The organism is Claveliimonas sp. (genome assembly GCF_037273965.1).
In the GTDB taxonomy this organism is placed as follows: domain Bacteria; phylum Bacillota; class Clostridia; order Lachnospirales; family Lachnospiraceae; genus Claveliimonas; species Claveliimonas bilis.
Genome location: NZ_JAYAZJ010000073.1, coordinates 54043 through 73771, shown reverse-complemented (window position 1 = coordinate 73771; position 19729 = coordinate 54043). Strand labels below are relative to the sequence as shown.

Annotated in this window: 19 protein-coding genes; 3 read left to right on the top strand and 16 right to left on the bottom strand. The window is 45.5% G+C overall.

All coding sequences use genetic code 11. The features are described from left to right. Nucleotides 1-43: 43 nt before the first annotated feature. Genes WJ238_RS06405 through WJ238_RS06390 form a run of 4 tightly spaced genes read right to left on the bottom strand, consistent with a single transcriptional unit; the run spans nucleotide 44 to nucleotide 3433 of the window. Nucleotides 44-541 (bottom strand): GNAT family N-acetyltransferase, encoded by a 498-nt coding sequence (locus tag WJ238_RS06405; RefSeq protein WP_337606471.1) that lies wholly within the window; start codon nucleotides 539-541, stop codon nucleotides 44-46. Between the two features lie 15 nt (nucleotides 542-556). Continuing rightward, nucleotides 557-1909 (bottom strand): branched-chain amino acid transport system II carrier protein, encoded by a 1353-nt coding sequence (gene brnQ, locus WJ238_RS06400; RefSeq protein ID WP_337606469.1) that lies wholly within the window; start codon nucleotides 1907-1909, stop codon nucleotides 557-559. Continuing rightward, complete coding sequence (locus WJ238_RS06395) at nucleotides 1890-2396, bottom strand: GNAT family N-acetyltransferase (RefSeq protein ID WP_337606468.1); 507 nt, start codon at nucleotides 2394-2396, stop codon at nucleotides 1890-1892. Before WJ238_RS06395 ends, brnQ begins: the two co-directional genes overlap by 20 nt. A 14-nt stretch (nucleotides 2397-2410) precedes the next feature. Then, nucleotides 2411-3433 (bottom strand): glutathione S-transferase C-terminal domain-containing protein, encoded by a 1023-nt coding sequence (locus WJ238_RS06390; protein ID WP_337606467.1) that lies wholly within the window; start codon nucleotides 3431-3433, stop codon nucleotides 2411-2413. A 251-nt stretch (nucleotides 3434-3684) separates the two neighbouring features. Between WJ238_RS06390 and WJ238_RS06385 the strand changes: the two genes are divergently transcribed. The 3 genes from WJ238_RS06385 to WJ238_RS06375 all read left to right on the top strand — a co-directional run bounded on the left by WJ238_RS06385 (nucleotide 3685) and on the right by WJ238_RS06375 (nucleotide 6017). Continuing rightward, on the top strand, nucleotides 3685-4494 hold the full coding sequence (locus tag WJ238_RS06385) for a transporter substrate-binding domain-containing protein (RefSeq protein WP_316266086.1): 810 nt from the start codon (nucleotides 3685-3687) through the stop codon (nucleotides 4492-4494). A 90-nt stretch (nucleotides 4495-4584) separates the two neighbouring features. Further along, nucleotides 4585-5253, top strand: coding sequence for an amino acid ABC transporter permease (locus WJ238_RS06380; protein WP_230107280.1), 669 nt, complete (start codon nucleotides 4585-4587; stop codon nucleotides 5251-5253). 23 nt (nucleotides 5254-5276) lie between these two features. Further along, the gene (locus tag WJ238_RS06375; protein ID WP_230107281.1) at nucleotides 5277-6017 is read left to right on the top strand and encodes an amino acid ABC transporter ATP-binding protein; all 741 of its coding nucleotides are present in this window, start codon (nucleotides 5277-5279) and stop codon (nucleotides 6015-6017) included. Between the two features lie 29 nt (nucleotides 6018-6046). On the opposite strand, the gene WJ238_RS06370 is transcribed toward WJ238_RS06375, so the two are convergent. The 12 genes from WJ238_RS06370 to WJ238_RS06315 are packed head-to-tail and all read right to left on the bottom strand — an operon-like array spanning nucleotide 6047 to nucleotide 19712. Further along, nucleotides 6047-6976 carry a UDP-glucuronic acid decarboxylase family protein gene (locus WJ238_RS06370; protein ID WP_256193475.1) on the bottom strand — a complete coding sequence of 310 codons (930 nt, stop codon included), beginning with the start codon at nucleotides 6974-6976 and terminating at the stop codon, nucleotides 6047-6049. Nucleotides 6977-6999: 23 nt separating this feature from the next. Then, on the bottom strand, nucleotides 7000-7725 hold the full coding sequence (locus WJ238_RS06365) for a hypothetical protein (RefSeq protein ID WP_337606465.1): 726 nt from the start codon (nucleotides 7723-7725) through the stop codon (nucleotides 7000-7002). 2 nt (nucleotides 7726-7727) lie between these two features. Then, nucleotides 7728-8579, bottom strand: a complete 852-nt coding sequence (locus tag WJ238_RS06360; protein WP_337606464.1) for a peptidase U32 family protein — start codon at nucleotides 8577-8579, stop codon at nucleotides 7728-7730. 14 nt (nucleotides 8580-8593) lie between these two features. Further along, nucleotides 8594-9919, bottom strand: a complete 1326-nt coding sequence (locus tag WJ238_RS06355; RefSeq protein WP_337606463.1) for an asparagine synthase-related protein — start codon at nucleotides 9917-9919, stop codon at nucleotides 8594-8596. Continuing rightward, nucleotides 9916-11280 (bottom strand): radical SAM protein, encoded by a 1365-nt coding sequence (locus WJ238_RS06350; protein ID WP_337606462.1) that lies wholly within the window; start codon nucleotides 11278-11280, stop codon nucleotides 9916-9918. Before WJ238_RS06350 ends, WJ238_RS06355 begins: the two co-directional genes overlap by 4 nt. A 29-nt stretch (nucleotides 11281-11309) precedes the next feature. Continuing rightward, entirely contained in the window at nucleotides 11310-12383 is a 1074-nt protein-coding gene (locus tag WJ238_RS06345; protein WP_337606461.1) for a radical SAM protein, read from the bottom strand. A gap of 39 nt (nucleotides 12384-12422) precedes the next feature. Beyond that, complete coding sequence (locus tag WJ238_RS06340; RefSeq protein WP_337606460.1) at nucleotides 12423-13577, bottom strand: SPASM domain-containing protein; 1155 nt, start codon at nucleotides 13575-13577, stop codon at nucleotides 12423-12425. 4 nt (nucleotides 13578-13581) lie between these two features. After that, nucleotides 13582-15102 (bottom strand): radical SAM/SPASM domain-containing protein, encoded by a 1521-nt coding sequence (locus WJ238_RS06335; protein WP_337606459.1) that lies wholly within the window; start codon nucleotides 15100-15102, stop codon nucleotides 13582-13584. A 24-nt stretch (nucleotides 15103-15126) separates the two neighbouring features. Continuing rightward, nucleotides 15127-16119 (bottom strand): UbiA family prenyltransferase, encoded by a 993-nt coding sequence (locus tag WJ238_RS06330; RefSeq protein ID WP_337606458.1) that lies wholly within the window; start codon nucleotides 16117-16119, stop codon nucleotides 15127-15129. Beyond that, nucleotides 16107-16634: an isopentenyl-diphosphate Delta-isomerase gene (idi, locus tag WJ238_RS06325; RefSeq protein WP_230107291.1), complete on the bottom strand. Its 528-nt coding sequence runs from the start codon at nucleotides 16632-16634 to the stop codon at nucleotides 16107-16109. The genes WJ238_RS06330 and idi overlap by 13 nt, the downstream gene beginning before the upstream one ends. Nucleotides 16635-16656: 22 nt before the next feature. Beyond that, nucleotides 16657-17637 carry a phosphotransferase family protein gene (locus WJ238_RS06320; RefSeq protein WP_337606457.1) on the bottom strand — a complete coding sequence of 327 codons (981 nt, stop codon included), beginning with the start codon at nucleotides 17635-17637 and terminating at the stop codon, nucleotides 16657-16659. Beyond that, entirely contained in the window at nucleotides 17634-19712 is a 2079-nt protein-coding gene (locus tag WJ238_RS06315) for a Sip1-related alpha-galactosidase (RefSeq protein ID WP_337606456.1), read from the bottom strand. Before WJ238_RS06315 ends, WJ238_RS06320 begins: the two co-directional genes overlap by 4 nt. Nucleotides 19713-19729 lie beyond the last annotated feature (17 nt).

The following is a 19729-nucleotide window of genomic DNA, read 5'->3' as shown; positions in this document are numbered from 1 at the left end:
CTTCCGCCATTCAACCACTCTCCTGTGCCTTTGGATACTGCCCTTACTGCAGAGAACAGGTCATTTCATGCCACTGTTCTCCTCCCCAGGAGGAATCGGAAATCCCTTCATCATGAAACCCGAATTTTTTATACATTTCCACCTTAGCCTCAAGGCAGGTGAGCAAAAGCTTCTCTCTTCCTCTGGCCTTCTCCCGGCAGATATACTGGCTCACAATCTCTCTTGCAAGTCCTTGCCTCCGGTACCCTGGAAGGACATCAAGCCCCAGCAGCATCACATTTTTCCCTTTCGGATCATAAAGCCCGGTGTCCGTAAAAAATTCGTCCCGGAATTTCTCCTCATCCGTAGAGAGGCCATTTAAAAATCCGGCGATTTCCCCTGTGTGCTTCTCTACTGCTACCAGAAACAATTCCGGCGCCGTCTTAACCCTCTCAAGCATCATTTTCCTGGAACACGCCTCGTTAGGCGGAAAGCAGATCTCTTCTATCTGCGCGGCATACTCTGCTTCGTCCTGCCGGATCTCTCTAAATTCAAATCTCATACAGATATCGTTCATTTATTCTGTCTCCCTCTTCCTTTTCATGCGGTATCTGATCACTCCGATCACAATTCCTGCAACAGCCGGACACAGCCAGCCGAATCCCTTGTCAGACAGGGGCAGTATTCTCCCTGCCAGATCTGTCACTACATCTATGTGCAGTAAAGCTCTGGTGCCTTCCGGCAATGCTCGAAGTCCGTCCGCCAGCGCTGATACTGCCGTAAAACCAATGCCCCACTGGAATACCGTCCTGTCATTTGCGAAATATTTTCCAAACAGCGTCAAAATAATCAGCACAACTGCAAGAGGGTAAAGAAACATAAGCACCGGCTGGGAATATGCAATGATCGCATCCAATCCCAGATTTGCGATCAAAAACGAAAGAATGCAGAACATAACTGCCCACTTATGATAGGAAGGTCCCTTCGGAAAAATCTGCACAAATGCTTCTCCGCAGCTTGTGATGAGTCCTATTGCCGTTTTCAGGCAGGCCATTGTCACGATGATAGCCAGAATAAACGCTCCGGCTCTTCCGAAATAATATTCTGCAATCTGCGACAATGCTTCTCCCCCGTTACTGCTCACTTCCAGGCCGCCTGCACTCTGGGCACCCATCACAGCCACCAGCAGATAGATGACTGCCATCAAAATGGCACTGAACAATCCGGCGCGGACAGTACTTCCCGCCACTTCTTCCGGTTCCTTTACGCCAAGCCTTCTGATCACATCAACCACCACGATACCAAAAGCCAGCCCTGCCAGGGCATCCATTGTATTATATCCTTCCAGAAGACCTGTAAAAAACGCCCCTTCCGCATAAGCGCCTGTAGGTTCTATCTCACTTACTTTTCCCAGAGGGCTACTGAGCGCCCTTATGACAAGGACAGCAAGAAAAGCGAGGAACAAAGGATTCATCACTTTTCCGATCCATGTCATGATCTCGCCCGGCCGCAGAGAGAAAAACAATACCACTGCAAAAAAGGCAAGGGAAAACACGGCTAAAAACAGCTTGCCTCCCTCTCCGGAGATCAGTCCCTCTATTCCTACTGTATAAGATACCGTAGCGCATCTTGGTATGGCAAAAAAAGGACCGATCGTCAGGTAAAGGGCACAGGTAAACAAAATCCCATATTTCCTGCCCACCTGGGTTCCAAGTCCCAAAAGTCCGCTTTTGCGGCTGATCCCAAGCGCCGCCACGCCGAGAAGCGGCAGGCCCACTCCCGTAATAAGGAAGCCTGCTGCCGCCTGCCACACATGTCTCCCCGCCATCTGCCCCATAGATACGGGGAAGATCAGATTTCCTGCTCCAAAAAACATGCCAAATAACATGCTGGCTACAAAAACAGTTTCTCTAAATTTCAGTTTTTTCATCATTTCCTCCTACTGACCTTCCTAATTCATTATCCGAAAAACGATACCCTTCCGGCAAAAGAAAGCCAGTCTTTTCCATACGTTTCAGATCATCCGCATTCCCCTGATAGATGGCCATCCCTGTTTTCTGCCGACGGAATCCGAATTTTTCATACATAGCCACTGTCCTGGGATGGGTATATAAGATAATGTTGCATCCCCTGACCTGCTCTAAGATAGATTCTATCAACATGCGGCCTAGTTTCCGGCCGTGATACTCTCTGGCAAGGGCAATATTGTAAAGAGCTGCTTCACAGACGCCGTCTGACAGCGCGCGGGCACAGCCGATCAGTTTGTCACCGTCATATAGAAATGACACCGCATAGCTGCTTTTGAAAATTCTCTCCTGTTCATCCGCATTCCGCCCGCTCATTCCGAAGGAATTTAAGAGGGCGGCAACCGCCTCATAATCGATATCTTCTTTTGTTGTTTTTAAATAAACAGACATTCCGCGCTCTCCTTTTACTTTATCATAAATCTATGGGAAGGATCCGAACTAAGTTTCTCCCTTGCGGCAGGCACTGACCATAGTTCCGGAAAATCTGTACCGGGCACTACCATATCATAATAGGGATGAAAGCGAAAATTCTGCCCTCTTCTGCCTGAATCCTGCCTGGCTGCAAATTCCTGAAAATGTGTGTGTCTGCGAAAAGCCGGAACTTGATACAGATCTCTTGCATAGTCCCACAAATTCGGATAGTCCGAAAGGCCGGGGCAGGGCCCAAGATGCCGTGAATAATTGATATCCAGTCTGGCCAGCGTTGTAAACAGGCGAATATCACTGTCCGTAATATAATCGCCAAGCAGGAACCGCTGTTTTTCCAGACATGTGTTCAGCACAGATAAACTGTCAAAAAATGTATGGTATCCTTCATAATAAGCCTCCACGGATCTGGCAAAACATGCACGGTATATCGCATCATTGACATTTTGATACAGCCAGCTGTTAAGCCTGTCGATCTTATCCTTCTGCCGAACCGGATACAAATCCGGCGCCTCCGGATGATGCAGAGGAGAAAATTCCGTCTCCAGCAAAACAGTCAGCATCTGGAAATCATTATTCACAACTGTCTTTGTCCGATAATCCACCAAAGCCGGCACGGTTGTCCTTCCCTTGTAGTCCCCATCCGTATTGTAATAAAGTTCGCTTAAAAACTGTGCTCCCGTTTCCGGATTAATATGACCCGGAGAATGGACAAATTCCCATCCAAGATCTTCCGGACGGTCCGTCCAGTCTACCGCTTCTGTTTTCACAGCTTCCGACAGTCCCAGAAGGTCGATCACAATCACAGCCCGATTAGACCAGGCACATCCGGTTGACCAAAAAAGAATATATCTTCCTTTTTCTACCGGATGCTCTTTGCTTCCCAAATGTCCGGTAAATGCGTTTGACTGCCGGCGAAAATAGCCGTTTTCATCAATTTCCGAGACTTCCGGAGTCCTGATCCTTATTTGCCTTCCGTTTACATCAACATAATCTGCCATATGTTCCTTTCCCATTTCTGTCTTTCCCATGTAAATTTAACTATTTCCTTCGTAATTATATCACAGCCCTGAAATCGGAAAAGAACTTTTTATAAAAATATTTGCAGATTCATGTAAAGTATATGACAACATATTGAAAATCCCGATATGTGTTCTACATATATCGAAATAAGTGATTGGTAAATTGGTTTTTTCTGTGCGACAATATGGAATGATGAATAAATGGTTTTACTTTTTACAGGAGGAAAAAAATGAAAAAGAAAAGATTCGTTTCCGCTCTGCTGGTGGCGGCAATCACCGGCGCAATGTTGACTGGATGCGGCTCAGACAGCTCGTCAGAAGGCTCCGAAGAAAGCAAGGAAGAAAAGAAAACAATCCGCATTTCCACCACAGGGGAGCATGCATTTTTTTCAGAAACAAATGAGGACGGCGAGCTTCAGGGATTTGAAATTGATGTATGGAATGAAATTGCGGACCGTCTGAATTATGAGATCGAGTGGGAAACCGCCGGGTTCCCGGGCGTCATTGAACTGCTTGACAGCGGACGCGTAGATACTGTGGCTGACCAGATCGGTATCACAGATGAAAGAAAGGAAAAATACTATTTTACAGATACCTATTTCTATGTGCCATATAAGATTGTTGTAGCAGAGAGCACCAATGATATCAATAGTGTGGAAGACTTATACGGAAGGACCCTTGGACTTCTCAGCGATGATATTGCCTATGACTATTTTGATGAACTGGATCCGGATGGACAGATCAAGTATGTAAATTACGACGACAGTACAGCAGTGCCGACAGACGTAGCGCTTGGAAGGATTGACGCCACTTTGATGTCAGCTCTTCATATTGAATCTGTAAAACAGGAATCCGGACTTGAAATCAAGGGCGTAGGTGAGGCAGTATATACAGAAAATGCCGGATATCCGTTCCAGAAAACAGAGGAAGGCAAAGCCCTGTGTGATGAAGTAAACGCTGTGATCAGCGATCTGAAAGAAGAAGGATTCCTTCATGATACGTCAGTGAAGTGGTTTGGATTTGATCCTATGGAAGAATAAGATTACAACTAACTAACCAAAAGGGGCCGTCACATGAGGAATTTAGTTCTCATGTGATAAGCCCCTTCTTTTGAAACCTTGGAGAAAAAAATGGATACATTTAGAATCGACTATTTTATTGAAATTATTCCCAAAATACTAAAGCTGCTCCCGGCGACAGTCATCGTCGCGTTTCTCTCCCTGATCCTTTCCCTGCTACTTGGTATCATACTGGCAGTCATTCGCCAGTACCGGATCAGAGGACTGTTCTCTTTGAGTACAGTCTATGTTTCTTTCTTCAGAGGGACACCATTTATCGCACAGTTGTTTCTTTTTTATTATGGGTTTGCCCAGGTCAGCGAGACGATACGGAACATGAGCGCATTTACAGCTGTTGTTATTTGTCTAAGTGCTAATTATTGTGCCTTTATGTCCGAAGACATCCGGGCCGCTTTAAATTCCGTCACAAAAGATCAGTATGAAGCAGGACTTTCCATCGGGATGCGTCCGCTAAAAGTTGTTACCAAAATTATTATTCCGCAGGCTGCAAGAATCGCCGTGCCGGGACTTTCCAATAATTTTATCAACCTTTTCAAATCAACATCTATCGGATTTATGATCGGCTTCAAAGATATGATGGCAGCGGTCAGCATGGAAACCTCCAGAACCTACCGCTTCCTGGAAGGATATCTGGCAACAGTCGTCATCTACTGGATCATTATTTCCGCGTTGAATCTGCTCCAGAGCAAAATGGAAAAACGTCTGAACAGAATTTATTAATATGAAATGAAAGAGGCAAAACTATGATTCGTATTGACAATTTAAATAAAAGTTTTGGATCGCTGCATGTTTTAAAAGATATCTCTATCCGTCTGGAAGAAAGAAAAGTATTAGTCCTGATCGGGCCGTCGGGTACCGGAAAGTCTACCCTGCTTCGCTGTATCAATTATCTGGAAAAGCCTGATTCCGGCATCATAACAATTGACCAGTTTTCAGTAGACGCCAAAAACCATAAGAAAAACGAAGAATATGAACTTCGCGCCAGGACGGCCATGGTCTTCCAGAATTACAGCCTGTTCAAAAATAAGACCGCACTGGAAAATATCATGGAACCTCTAACGGCAGTACAAAAGATCCCTAAAAAAGAAGCAGAAGGTCAAGCACGGGAAATCCTGGAAGCAATCGGTCTGACAGAAAAGGCCGATTCTTATCCGTCCCAGCTGTCGGGCGGACAGCAGCAGCGGATCGGAATCGGACGGGCTATGGCAGTAAAACCAAAAGTAATGCTGATCGACGAGCCTACTTCTTCACTGGATCCGGAACTGGTAGGGGAAGTATTGAACCTTTTATATAAACTGGCAAAGGAAAATACCACTATGATCATCGCCACCCATGAAATGGCATTTGCCAGACACATTGCCGATCATGTGGTATTTCTGGACGAAGGAGAAATCGCCGAAGAAGGAACCCCCGAAGAAATTTTTTCCGCCCCAAAGACACAGCGCTTACAGCAGTTTCTCCGCAAATTTGAAAAGCAATCGTAGTTCTTTACACTATACTGATAATTTTCCCTTTAATATTTCTTTTTAAAATAGGCGATCGTCCTCTCGATCCCCTGCTCGATATCAACAGTCGGTTCCCAGCCCAGTTCTCTTTTCGCATAGGAAATATCCGGCCGTCTTTTCACAGGGTCATCCTCCGGAAGCGGCTGATGCACGATCCTGGAGCTGGAACCGGTCTTTCTTATGATCATATCTGCCAGCTCCAGGATGGTCATCTCATGGGGATTCCCCAGATTGACCGGCCCCGGAAAATTCTTTTTCTCCATGACCGCGATCATGCCGGTCACCAGGTCGTCCACATAGCAGAAACTTCTCGTCTGAGTTCCGCTTCCATATATGGTGATATCCTTGTTGTGTATGGCCTGCATGATAAAGTTGGAGACGACCCGCCCGTCGTTTTCCAGCATATGCGGTCCGTATGTGTTAAATATCCTTATGATCTTCGTGTCCGTTCCATATAATCTCCGGTAATCGGAAAACAGGGTTTCCGCCACCCTCTTTCCCTCGTCATAACACGCCCTTGGCCCGGTGGTATTTACATTGCCTCTGTAGCCTTCCTTCTGCGGATGAATCAGAGGATCTCCATAAATTTCGCTTGTACTTGCCTGCAGGACTTTCGCATTCATTTTTCTGGCCATTTCAAGTACATTAAGCGCTCCCAGAAAACTGATCTTGGTCGTCATGATCGGATCGTACTGATATTGAACCGGACTTGCAGGACAGGCCAGATTATAGATTTCATCAATATCAAGATGCATCGGATGGATAATATCTGCATTCACAAACTCAAAATCAGGATTGGAATACAACTCTCCTATATTGTCATACGTTCCCGTAAACATATTGTCAATACAGATTACTTTATTTCCGGCGTCCAGCAGCCTCCGGCACAAATGAGAGCCTATAAATCCGGCTCCGCCTGTTACTAATATTCTCTTCATCTTTTTTCTCTCCGGTTTCCTTTTTATTTTTTCCTGAAAATCAATTCAGCCCCATATTTCTTATGAACAGTTTCCAGTATGTTTTCCGGTATCATCCGGTACTTTTTCCCAAGCATATATCCGTCTATCGTCATCTCATATTCTTCTCCCCCCGCCCTTAAGCTGTAACATCCCTGGCGGCACAGCTCCGGCTCGCACCGCCCTGTCTCGTATTCCAGATAACAGATCCTTCCCAGCGTCTGGTATTGAAGGAGTGCGTTGTCAAAAAACGGTACAAGCCCAAATGAATACAGCCTGCCCGCAAGTTCCTGATCCCCTGTCTCCATGCCGGTAAATCCTCTTTCCTTCAGGAACTGAAGAAACTCATCTGAGTACCTCCGCTCCCGCACTCTCCCCATCTGTCCCCAGATAAGGCGTATATTCTTATACGATCCGGCAGCCATCCTGGCAGTCCCGAAGTCCTGGACGATCACACAGGATTCCTTTTTATATCCGTCCATCAGGCGTAGGATGGCTGTTACTTCTTCTAAGTTTCTCCCGGTAACATACAACGGCGCCTGGTAAACCGCCTCCTTCTTAGAGGCAAGAACACGGTCCATCAAAAGGATCAGATCCACAATTCCATTTTGAAACATACGTTTCTGACAAAACAGATCTCCTAAAATGATCCCCTTTACTTCGCTTTTTTCAATCAGTTCTTCTATTCTCCCAAGATCATAGGTCTCTCGGCCTGCAAAATATTCCCTCATTTTCACACCTCATACCAGTTGCTTCGTCTTATATAATGCATCATCCCCGGGATTTCAGACAAATGCTCCAGATAAAACTTCTTGCTTTCCGCCATATCCTTCACTCTCTGCAGAATGTAGTCCAGATGGTTTGTTCTTCCTTCCACTTTAAAGGAGCGTATGCCCATTCCAAGGTAAATCCCCATTGTGCGGTGTATTTTCCCCGGGGGATTTCCGATCCGTTTTGCAGGCCCAAGGAATGTCCCGTCTTTCAAAAGTTCATATTCTTTCTGACAGTACACACTGTATCCTTCCTTTTGCCCGAAATGAGGAAGCAGGCACTGGCGGTTGGAATTGAAACAGATCCCGCCATCGGCCACGATCTCATAATCCATATCCGGAACTTTGTCCGTCAGATCCACAATCTCGTCTACAAATAAATCGGAAGACAAAATAATGCGGCTTACTCCCATTTCCTGCAGCATGCGGACGTCTTCGTGATTATAGACCCCCGTGAGTGTGCTTGCATGAAGCTGAGCATGTCTGACTATTTTGGAAACGCGGTTCATCAGCCCGTAATCTGACAGGATCAGGGCGTCAATCCCCTTTTCATCCAGCTCTTCTATCAGCCCGCATAGCTCTTCTATTTTCTCTCCGGGAACATTTGCATTTATCGCCGCAAACAGTTTTTTTCCCTCCCCATGAACTGCCGGCAGCGCTTCCCATATCTCTTCTGCTGAAAAATCTGACGATTCCGGTCTTGCACTGTACCCGGCAAGCCCGACATAAACAGCATCCGCACCGTTTTCCAGTAAAGGAGCTATATCTGCCGCCCTTCCCGCCGGTGCAAGTATTTCACACTCTACTCTCTTCATATTGCACACCTCTTTTATCCGCTGCAAAATATTTTCTTAAATATCCTAAGGTACTCCAGGCATAAATAATAGTCTAGCTCTGACTCCCCCGGTCCGTATTTATAAGAGATCCGGAAAGAAGGATCATAAAACTCGTTTGTTTCCTTTACTTTGGCAATAAACGCCTCCTCGTCTTCAGAATCCCGGAACAATGCGCACAGGGAAGTGCTGCCGGGGTTCTTTCCTACAAGGCTGTTTGTTTCATCATCAAAGTATTTTCGGCACATTTCCTTCTGTCTTATTTTGGAAACGCCGTTTTCCTCCATTATTTCAGCCCCAAGATCCTGCATTTTTCTGCTGATAAATGGATATAGCCCTGTAATCCCAAATGCCTCCAGCATCAGCACACTCTTTTTCAGTACGACCATGGCCCCCAGTTCATATGGATTATCATTGTAATTTGTCAGATATGGGGGTGCCTTACGGTCATAAAAATTCCGGTTAAATACCTGATCCGCTCCTTCGCCCAGCAAAATATATAGGACATGCTCCTCTTTCAGAAGCTTTGCCAGCGCATATTGAAGGAAAATCCCCCGTTCATAAAGATTCCCCTCCAGCGTCTCAACAATTTCTTCCAGGTGCTCCCGTATCTTAGGCCCCACGCTTCCTTTCCGAAGGCTGACATTCCCGGCATGAGCACACAAGTTTGCCGCCACGCCTGTCTCGTCCAATCCCCGGGCCGCACCGACGGAAAATCCACATGATGGTATCCCTCTTTCCTTCAGAAAATGCAGGATGAGATTGGAATCAAATCCTCCCGAGATCGCCAGATTAACCTGCCCCTTTTTTGACAACGCCAGATCGATATAGGAATTGATGATTGCTCTTTCTCTTTCATACATCTGATCCAGGCTGACCTTCTGCCTGTTCGCTTTTGTCCTTTCCAGTCGATGTATGTTAAGCTCTCCTGCTTCTATTTCCAGGTATTCTTCCGGAAGCAGCTTATAAACATCACGTACCAGCGTGTCCTTTGTCCGGATAAATCCGTTGTATATAAATTCACTGATCAGTTCCGGATCATCCTGGAAACGGCATTGATAAGAAATGGCAGACAGCAGTTTCAGTGAAGTGAAAATATAATACCTGCCGTTATGTTTCAGATAAAAGACAGTCTTATTTCCTCCCATTGTGCTCCGAATGATCCGGCAGGAACCCGGCCCTTCCGGATTTTCAACAGCGGTAAACATCTCTTTATTTCCATATACATACACCTGCTTCCCGTCACGGTCTGTAATCTCTTCCCCTTCTGTATACAGAAATCTCACAGAACCGGTACTGCCTGTTTCTAATAAAAAGTTCATTCTTCTCTTCCCGCCCCCGCCTTTTCCAGAAAATAATTTTTATACTCCCGAAGATTTACCTTCAGGCAGCCGATCTCATCGCTCATAATGAACGCGCAGTCCATACATACCCTCGGCACTTCTCCTGAAATAAATTTCTTCCGAAATGTTTTCAGTTCCTCATAATTATGATCAATCCTTTCTTCTCTTTTTTCCTGTCCTCTGTTATAGGGAATTTCAGAGCATGGCCTCACTTTGCCGGATGAGTTTACGTACAGCCCGAATCCGATCCAGTGACAGAGCCCTTCACAGGAAATTGCTCCTTCCGTAGAGTACAGATGAGGTTCAAACAAATGGGACTCTTTTAATTCTTTATATTTTTCTGCCAATCCTTCATAATATTTATCGCCTTTATAAAACGGCTCCTCATGGATCTGTTCCCTTTCCCGCTCCGCCTTCTTACAGTCAATGACATTGTTCCGCATGATAACAGGCGTTACTACGCGTATCCCGATCCTTTCCCCTTCCTGCTTCGCCCTCTCCAGTTCCCTGCCGGCAAAATTAGGATAATAAATCAGCTCGTCTTTTTCATTTCCCAGAAAAAGATTAGATCCCAATCTCCCAAATCTTATTTCTTCAAATCCTAATTCTTTTGCCATGCGCACGAGACTGACTGCTTCCTCAATATTTTGTCTCATAGCCACGACTGACATAAAAAGCTGCACATCCGGACAGTTTTCACGCAGTATAGTCAAATTTTTGATAAATTTGGCAAAAGAAGCTCCTCTTCTTATGGATTCGTACGTTTCTGCACAGGCCCCGTCACAGGAAACGTTCATTCTCGCAAAAACTTTATTGATCTTAGGCAGGCTGTCCATTGGAAGATGCTGCAGATTTGTCGTAGTGAAAATCTTTACCTGATATGTTTCAAAAATGGAAATGATCTCTGAAATCTGCGGATGAATAAAGGGTTCCCCATATCCGTTGATCATAACGATCCTGCAGGCTGCAAAATACTGCTTAAGTTCATGGAATTTATCGCGGGACAGGTATTGTGCATCGCTGTTTTTCTCATAGCAATGTTTGCACATCATACATTCACAGTCGCAGAAGCTGGAAAGTTCCATATGAATCATCACCGGAGTATGGCTGTATGTCTCCATCTGATGTTCCGTTTCATATACAGCCAGAATATTATTTGCGATCTTACTGATCTGATAATCTCCTTTTGCTTTAGAATGTTCGATCAATTCCGGCAGCTGTGTGTGATCAGTCAGTTCATAGCTTTTATGATCGTATTCCAGTTCCATCCTTTGGCTGAAATCAAAGTGAAAAAATATATTACTGTATTCTTTCGTAAGATCCTCTCTCTTTATCTGCATATTGCCTGTTTCCTCTTAATCTTATAAAACTACTCTTCCCCATTAATAAGAACTGTAAGCTCCCCGGTGCACAGAAGCCAGCAGCCGGCGCACTGACACTTTTCCATCTTTTTGCGCAGCTCCATGTATTTCTCACCGTACCAGATATCTGACAACGTATGATTTTGAAGATTATCGACCGGCCCGAATCCGCCGCTCCAGCAGGGAAGCACATTTTCATAGGTATCTACATAGACTGTGGAATATCCTGCCAGACACCGGTATCCGTCAGGCAGTATTTTATTCTCGCACATAAAAGCTTTAAAGTGCCGCAGAAAAGTAATGGAATTGGCGATCAGATATCCCTCTTTCTTCATCTGTAACAGTTGATCCATAACGGTGTCAACCTCCCTGGCGTCAAATTCCGCCAGTTCATCCCTCATATTAAAAACAAATCTGTGGTAGGGGCTGAATTGCAGGGAAACGCCTTTTTTTGAATAGTACCGGACCATTTCCGGCATCTGCCCTATATTTTTGGCCGTGATCACCGGTGTAATATGTAACTTGACAGTTTCATCCTTCTGCATGAGTCCTCTTACTGTTTCAATCCCCTCCAGTACAGGGCCGATATCTACTCCCCGCTGTGCAAGGTAGTCTTCTGCATCTAAGGAGTCCAGAGAGATGATGAAATATCGCAGTCCGCTTTCGTAGAGGCTTTCAGCCCTCTCCTTTAAAAGGCAGCCGTTTGTCAGAAGGACAGGAACCACATTGCTGTCGGCGATCTGTCTGATAATTATTTCCACATCCTTTCGCACCAGCGGTTCTCCACCGCTTATGCTGATTGCCTTTACCCCCATCTGTATGGCCTCGCCAATGATGGACTGCAGGCGTTCCAGGGAAATTTCCTGCTTCACTTCATTTTGGATCCTGCTTTTTGCATGATTGCAGTAAACGCAATCCGAATTGCAGTAATTTGTTATTTTCATCATCATATACTGTGGGGGCATACTGACCTTTTCCGCTTCTATTTCTTTTCGGATGGCAGAGCGCACTTCATCAAAGCCGGTTCCCTTTTTCCCGAATAACATTTCTTTTATATCATTTACCGAATCATAAATTGTCATTTTCCTCTACCTTCTTTGTCCCTGATATCGTTTCTTTCCTTAAAATTCCGGGTTTTTCAGCCACTGGCACTCCCCGCACCATTTCGGCAGCTTCCCTTCTCTCATCTTAAGGCGGAGCTTTTTATAAAGAGGTCCGTTCCATATTTCCTCAAAAGTTTGTTCTTTCAGACTGCCATAGCGGTGGCTCACATCATAGCAGCATGTCGTCAGATTCCCGTTAAGATCAATATAGCACCGTTCCACTGCCCATCTGCACAGATCGCCGTAATCAAATAATTCCCGCGTAAAATCTTCCTCCCTTACGGAGCTGCCCAGATACTGCCGGGACAATACCTCATGATAAGCTTCTGCTTTTCGGATCCTCTTTTCTGCCTCTTTTTCCTCGCCGTGTATTTTTTCCAAATCCCGCGCCGCGTCTCCTCCTTCCGGAGACTGAACCCGGGGCAGCTGTATCCTGATCCCCCGCTCCCTGGCTGCATTTGCCGCTTTTTGGGCCTGCTCCATCAGATAATGGGGATAGAGATCCGGCGCATCTTTTTCATTGCCTATGATGGGGTTTATTCCCAGCGAGTGAAAACGAACAGATGAAAATCCATAATCCGCCGCAAAACGGACCAGATTTTCCATATCTCCTATATTCTGGCGCATCAGCACACAGTCCATATTCTTTTTCAAATGGGGAGCAACCTTGTTCAGCTTTTCAAGATTAGCCTTAAAATCCTCAAAACACAGCCCTTTTCTTATGGATTCATACAAGTCCTTTTCGGCCCCGTCGCATGATATGTTAAGAAAGGAAAATGCATGTCCCATATCATTCCACAGCTGCTCCGGAACTACTGTAAAATTCGTGTTCATGCCAACCTTTACTTCATATTTTCCAAAAAGGGCAAGAGACTTGTCAATATTTCCGCAGAGAAAAGGCTCTCCATCTCCGTTCAGCATCACGGTTTCCGCGTATTTCAGGATATCTTCCAGGGCATAGAGCACATCCAGGTCAATATCTTTCGCCCCTCTGTTTCCGGTATACAGATGGTTGCACATAATGCACTTTGCGTTGCAGCGGGTCGTATGTTCAATCTGAAGATATCTGGGATAAAAGGAAACGGACCCGTCCCAGTCCCTGTCCGGTATTTGTTTTCCTTCTTCAAATTCCAGGATTTGATCCCTGTTTTCCTGCTTTTCCTTCTCAAACATATTTTTATTCTCCCAGCAGTGTTTTCAGTTCCTGTTTCTGCTTTTTTTTCAGCCTGGTATCCTGATAAAAATCCGGGCTGATATCTACTGTCAGATATTTCAGCTCTCCTCCTTCGATCATGCCGCATTTCAGGCACGCCTCCGGAACATAGCCCGAATAGAAGATCTCTCTGCTTTTCTGCATCAAAGGAGCGTTCCATACAGAGAGGAACTCCCCTTCCTTCGATACGTTTCCGGCGCGGTATATTAAATTTCTGCAGCACATGGAGATATCGCCGTGCAGATTTGTATAGCAGTTTTTCAGCAGCCAGTCGCAGACGCCGGAACATCTCACCTCTGTCGGTACCGTTGTATTTTGCTCCTGATCATGTGTCTCAATGTAACGATTCACGATTTCGGCTGTCTCCAGCATTTTCTGCTCTTCTTCTTTCGTTTTCCACATAGGTATCCTTCTCATTTGAGTAAGTTCGTCCTGAATTTCATCAAATGTAATTGCACGGTTTAATCCCCCGGCATTTGCCACTACGACATGGATTCCCAGTTCTTCTCCCTTCTCCAGTGCTTTCACGGAATAATATTCGGTCACTTTAGGGTAATGGAGCATGACATCCCCGGCATTTCCGATGATCAGGTTAGGATTCAGGTTCAAAAAGACCACCTGGTCCGCCCCCGCCTTATGAGCCAGTTCCACCATCAGCGGCATTTCGCAGACGTTCTGACGCATCATGACCATGGATATGATCTTCTTCACATGGGGCACTCTCTCTTTTAATTTGTACAGATTGCTGATCAATGTTTCATAGGACATGCCGATCCGAATGGATTCGTAGGTTTCTTTGCTTGCGCCGTCAATAGAGATCGCAAGCCACTCAAAATCTTTCCCTATCCGCTCTATCAGTTCGTCATCCAGCACAGACAGGTTTGTGTTGGCAACTATCTTATTCCCGTATCCGACATACAGATCGATCTGCTGTTTTACCAGTTTACTGATGAACGGCTCTCCCATCCCGTTAAGATTAATACGTCTGCTTAGCTGTATCGCATCTCTCATATGCTCCAGCGTTTCCATACTGAGGATCTCCGCTTGTTTATTATGAGTAAAATAATGTTCGCACATGATACATTTGCTGTTGCAATAGTCCGTTGATTCAATTTGGAAAAAATCCGGATAAGATCGATTTACTGTGTTTTTGCAGAGGAAATCAATATCGCACAACACTTCGTTGATGTCCTTTGCACTGTCCCAGTCCTCTTTCTTTACATATGTCTCTCTTTCTTCTTCCAGCAGATCCGCCCGGGATACAGCAAACAGGCGTCTTTTGAAATATACATATACAGACGGGTAACCTGCTGTTTCATCCTTTTTCAGCAGATGTACCAATTCGTGATCAACAGCTAAAAGTTCTCCTCCCACTGTCAGATCTTCATATGCGGCAAATTTCACCTCTGCATCCGGGAAAGATACGCTTACAGCTTCCCTGATTTCCATCTTATGATCTTCCAGACAATACACGGTTGCTTTCATAAAAGAATCCCCCCTTTTTCTCCATTATGAGAATTTCGACTTCAGGAACACATTTGCAATTCCCAGTTTTATTTTCAGCGATTTGAAGCAGCAGACCAGGATAAATATACAAAAAAGCCCTGCCCACACATTTCTCTTCGCCATACACAGTCCAAACATAACCGGCATGATGATATTGAGAAGCGCTTCCAGCGGAACAGAATCATAGGACACCAGCCAGTCTTTTTTGGCATAAACATTGAGCACTTCGTAAATGCAGAACTCTAATATAAAATTAAAGGCCAGCCCGGAAATGATAATAACACTGTACCTGGCAAATAAAGGAACCAGCAAAAAGATACAGCACACTCCTTCCGCCATACATAAATATAAAATCCATTTTCTTATATTCATCTGCCGATCGGAGACAAACGTATGAGTACCTGTCGCTCTGTCATTTTCCCTGTCGATAAACTGATGGATCAGAATATATCTTAAACCGTCAAAAAATGAAAGACAGAACCAGACGATCCACAAAAATATATTGAGCCTGTTCCAGTTAAGAAACAGAAGCAAAACAACAAGCGGCATACAATGCTGGGCAAACGAACACTCGATAAGTCCCCAGACTCCTCTTTCCTTAAAGCGGATGCCCGGAACGGAGTAGGCCACTCCCAGAAATGTAGTAAGAAAAACTGCAGCTACAGCGAAAATCTTATTGTCCGCATAAAGAAGGATGGGTACATCGCCTGCTAAAGCCATGAGAAGAAAGGACAGCCAGACAGCCCACCGCGGCAAATTCCCTATTACCTTTTTCTTCCCGGCCATTTTGTCAATCTCCAGATCCGAGAAATCATTTGCCACATAGCTGACTGCCAGGAACATGGAAAGGAACAGAAAATAGACGAGCAGCTCTTTGCAGGCGGCAAGAGCGTCCGTCTGGTCAAGGCAGATAAAATACGCCTGTATTCCAAGCATCATCGTCACTTTGGAACTCATCCACTCATCGACCCGGAGATATTTTATTACTGCTTCCATTCCTTCTTTTCCTCCGCAACTTTTATGACTTTATTTACCGCAATCAAAAACCAGCTTGTGTACTTTTCCGGTCGGCGGACAATATCTTCTTTTAGTTCCTGCAGATCGATCCATTTTATTTCCGAGGCTTCTTCCCGGTTTAATTCAATACTTCCAGAGTAGTCCGCCAGAAATACATGGTCAAATTCATACTCATACAGATTTTCGGCAAATACGGTCCGATACATAAAGTCAAACAATTCTTCCACATCGCAGTCTATTCCCAGCTCTTCTTCCAGCCTCCTGTGGACCGCCTCTTTAAGAGACTCCCCTTTTCTCGGATGGGAACAGCATGCATTCGTCCATAGTCCTCCGGAATGATACTTATTCCGGTTTCTCTTTTGGATCAGCATCTTTCCGTCATTTACGATAAAAACAGAAAACGCCCGATGCAGCAGACCCTTCTCATGCACATAGGCCTTTTCTCCATATCCGATTTCCTCATCCTCTGCATTTACAAGTATTAATTCGTCCATTTCTCTTTCCTTTTCCATTTTCTTATAATTTATCCCGATACTGTTCATCTATCTGTCCCCACCAGTCCGGGACAGGGTTTTCATAGTTATGAAATAACTGCACAAAATTATCTGCCTGGTTTACGATCCTTTTTCCGCTTTTATGGTGCTTATAAATTGCATAATCCAGCAATTTTATAATACTGAAATATAAATTCACCTTCCAGAATTCCTCCGGTATATCAAGATCAAAATATGACATGATGGCCGCATAGGAAAATGGCCTGTACTTTTCCTGAGAAATTGCAGAAAGATATGTAAAATCTGCAAAACAATCCTGGATCGTCCCTGAGTCGAAATCATAAATATATAATTTCCCGCCTGCAGATATGAAGTTTTCCGGCCGGATATCATTATGTACGATCCCTGCTCTTTCTTCTGACAGAATCGCTCTGTTGCTTTTCAGATAATCCATTGCCCGATCCATTCCCCTGAAATCAATTCCGCATCGTCCTATTTCCTGCTCCAGCTCTGATACTGCCCTCGCGGTCTTTTCGGCGATACTGACGCCCCCGCTTTTCGCCGCCCTCCTTACAAACTCCTGATGGTGGAGCTCATACAGCAGCCGGCCTGCTTTCTTTCCAAAGAGGACCATGCTGTCCGGTCTTTTATCGAACGCCTCATTCAACTGCTCTCCTTTTATCCATTCTGTTATCGTAACAACACGGCCGGCCGCCATGCCGTAAAAGAGCGGTCCAAGAACACAGGGATTCTCATGGCGGATCCGCCACAGCGCCTGATACCAGGCTATTCTGTTTTTGTTCCTCTCCTCCCCATCCAGGCGTCCTTCGATCACTTTGACCATATAATCTTTCCCATCACAATGGGCTTTTGCTTTTATATCAAAAGAGCGGCCTCCCGGCACTTCTTCCAGCGTATACCTTTTTCCTCCAAAACATTCCTCTATGAAAGGTCTGTATCTTAACATATCCTGTTCCAGATTTCCCTCTGCAGATGTCATCATATCTGATCCCTCCAGACAACTTCTATCATGGCTTTCCTGCTTTTTTCTTCCAAATTTACCGTATAGAAAAATCCCTTTTTTTCAACACATTCCGAAACATCTGTCCCATTGCAGTACACAGCCTCCGGCTCTTTGACCGAGAGAATGCCTGTCTTTCCCTGCTCTTTCATGAGAGCCGTCATTCTGTCTTTTGACCTGTATACGTCCTCCACCGCCGTAAATCCTGCATATTTTTCTTTTAATCCCAGGAAGGTCCCCGGACTTTCGGCGCCAAGTATCTCATACCAGGCAAATCCGTCTCCCCCGATCTCCTCTTCTATGCGCTCATCCTTTCCGCATATACGGGCGGTCTGGTTAAAATAATCATAGACCCAGTATTGATCGTAATGGGAAATATCCCATACATCAGACGGAGAAAAAACGACACGCCGCCTCTGGCTCGAAAAGTTAAATACGGCAACTCCGCCTCCCTTTTTCCCTTCCCCATAAGCGGCCACATTGGTCAGCTTCAGCACTTTTGATTCTCGGGGATCTGTGAAAATACAGTCTGCCGCCGGCCTGGCTCCCCTGTCCATCATGAGGATTTCCCCGTCCAGATAGATGAGCGGTTTTAATACTTCAGGGATCGTTCTGCCGATTTTATCACTGATATAAACCGGCCCGCCGCTGATTCCCCGCAAAAGGCTGTGTTTCACACTGTCTTTATGGTCCGTCCAGAACATATCCCAATCACAGTAATACAACATATCCTGATACAGTGTATTGTAAGCGTTTTGTAAAAGATGTTCCGGGAATCCGCTTTCCCGGTCCGGGAAAAAGTCATCACTGCTTCGGGATACAGCAGAAGATGGCCTCGCCAATATCTGTTCCATAGACATACCCATGCAATTGATAACCGCCCCGTCAAAACAGGTGGCAGCTCCCTCCAGGCCTTCCTGAATCTCCCTTGCCGCACGGCACACAGGAGCTGTATTCTCAAAATAATTCTTTACCGCGCTCTGCCCGTCCACCTTGAGAAAATCAACCCCTTCTTTTCTCAAGATTTTATACCAGCTTCTGTAGAATGCAAAAGCGGCGTCTGCCTGCGGCTTCGGAAGATACCTGCCGTTTGCCGTGCGGCACAAATGCTCCCTTTCTTCCCTCTCCAGGATACTTCCGGGAAGAATGCCGCCCCAGTATCCGCCCAGCGCATGCCATACGCCAAGCCAGGAAATCTCCTTCGGCCTGCAGATTTCTGCCTTCATTTTCAGAAATCCTTCCGGGAATTTCTTTTTATCAGGTTCAAAATCATACAATCTGCTCCCCTTTGCACAAAGCCAGCCGTCATCCAGCAGGATCCAGCGCACCGGCACTCGTTTTTCCTTAAATTCCCGGGCCTTTTCTCTTATTTTCTCTTCGTCCGCTTCCTGGTAAAATGCATTCCAGGTACACCATCCCAAATAGCGGAATATTTCAGGGAACCTTCTGTCCTCCCTTTTTTTGATCCCTTTAGAAGCGGCCAGACAGGCAAACGCCTTTTCCACTGCCCGGTAAATATTTCTGTCTTCCACGTAAAGGAATACCGGCTCATCTACCTGGCTCATCCCTCCCATGAAGGCGGTCATTTCCAGAGAAATCAACATCTCTCCTCCCGGCGCCAGGGTAGTTTTATAACTTTCCCCCACGCCCGGGATCAGGCAGGCGTAATGATCTGCATATTTCAGGAAAGCCACCTGAGTTCCCGGCGGAATTTCAGCAAAACTGTTAAGAAACGCAGGTCTGGTCCACCAGTCGCTGAATAAATACATGGCCGTGATCTTCTCCGGTTTTTCCGAAATATACAGATCCAACGTCACCGGTGTCTCCATCCTGAGGTTGGCATTTTCCTCCACTGCTGTATTGGAAATCGTAAAGGTAAGCCATCCGGTCTGTCCATCCGGGATTTTCCCAAGAACAAACCCTCCTGTGATTTCTTTCCCGTCTTCAAACAGCCATCCTTCCCTTTCTCCTTCCCGGACAGGTTTCTCCTGTGCCAGTTCCAGCTCTCCTGTCTTTTGACGCCGTACTTTCAATACTGCTTTTTTTATCTCTATCATCCTTTTTTCACCGCCCT

Excerpts from the sequence above, each read along its gene's own strand:
- WJ238_RS06405 (WP_337606471.1), bottom strand. The coding sequence starts at position 541 with ATGAGATTTGAATTTAGAGAGATCCGGCAGGACGAAGCAGAGTATGCC.
- brnQ (WP_337606469.1), bottom strand. The coding sequence starts at position 1,909 with ATGAAAAAACTGAAATTTAGAGAAACTGTTTTTGTAGCCAGCATGTTA.
- WJ238_RS06395 (WP_337606468.1), bottom strand. The coding sequence starts at position 2,396 with ATGTCTGTTTATTTAAAAACAACAAAAGAAGATATCGATTATGAGGCG.
- WJ238_RS06390 (WP_337606467.1), bottom strand. The coding sequence starts at position 3,433 with ATGGCAGATTATGTTGATGTAAACGGAAGGCAAATAAGGATCAGGACT.
- WJ238_RS06385 (WP_316266086.1), top strand. The coding sequence starts at position 3,685 with ATGAAAAAGAAAAGATTCGTTTCCGCTCTGCTGGTGGCGGCAATCACC.
- WJ238_RS06380 (WP_230107280.1), top strand. The coding sequence starts at position 4,585 with ATGGATACATTTAGAATCGACTATTTTATTGAAATTATTCCCAAAATA.
- WJ238_RS06375 (WP_230107281.1), top strand. The coding sequence starts at position 5,277 with ATGATTCGTATTGACAATTTAAATAAAAGTTTTGGATCGCTGCATGTT.
- WJ238_RS06370 (WP_256193475.1), bottom strand. The coding sequence starts at position 6,976 with ATGAAGAGAATATTAGTAACAGGCGGAGCCGGATTTATAGGCTCTCAT.
- WJ238_RS06365 (WP_337606465.1), bottom strand. The coding sequence starts at position 7,725 with ATGAGGGAATATTTTGCAGGCCGAGAGACCTATGATCTTGGGAGAATA.
- WJ238_RS06360 (WP_337606464.1), bottom strand. The coding sequence starts at position 8,579 with ATGAAGAGAGTAGAGTGTGAAATACTTGCACCGGCGGGAAGGGCGGCA.
- WJ238_RS06355 (WP_337606463.1), bottom strand. The coding sequence starts at position 9,919 with ATGAACTTTTTATTAGAAACAGGCAGTACCGGTTCTGTGAGATTTCTG.
- WJ238_RS06350 (WP_337606462.1), bottom strand. The coding sequence starts at position 11,280 with ATGCAGATAAAGAGAGAGGATCTTACGAAAGAATACAGTAATATATTT.
- WJ238_RS06345 (WP_337606461.1), bottom strand. The coding sequence starts at position 12,383 with ATGACAATTTATGATTCGGTAAATGATATAAAAGAAATGTTATTCGGG.
- WJ238_RS06340 (WP_337606460.1), bottom strand. The coding sequence starts at position 13,577 with ATGTTTGAGAAGGAAAAGCAGGAAAACAGGGATCAAATCCTGGAATTT.
- WJ238_RS06335 (WP_337606459.1), bottom strand. The coding sequence starts at position 15,102 with ATGAAAGCAACCGTGTATTGTCTGGAAGATCATAAGATGGAAATCAGG.
- WJ238_RS06330 (WP_337606458.1), bottom strand. The coding sequence starts at position 16,119 with ATGGAAGCAGTAATAAAATATCTCCGGGTCGATGAGTGGATGAGTTCC.
- idi (WP_230107291.1), bottom strand. The coding sequence starts at position 16,634 with ATGGACGAATTAATACTTGTAAATGCAGAGGATGAGGAAATCGGATAT.
- WJ238_RS06320 (WP_337606457.1), bottom strand. The coding sequence starts at position 17,637 with ATGATGACATCTGCAGAGGGAAATCTGGAACAGGATATGTTAAGATAC.
- WJ238_RS06315 (WP_337606456.1), bottom strand. The coding sequence starts at position 19,712 with ATGATAGAGATAAAAAAAGCAGTATTGAAAGTACGGCGTCAAAAGACA.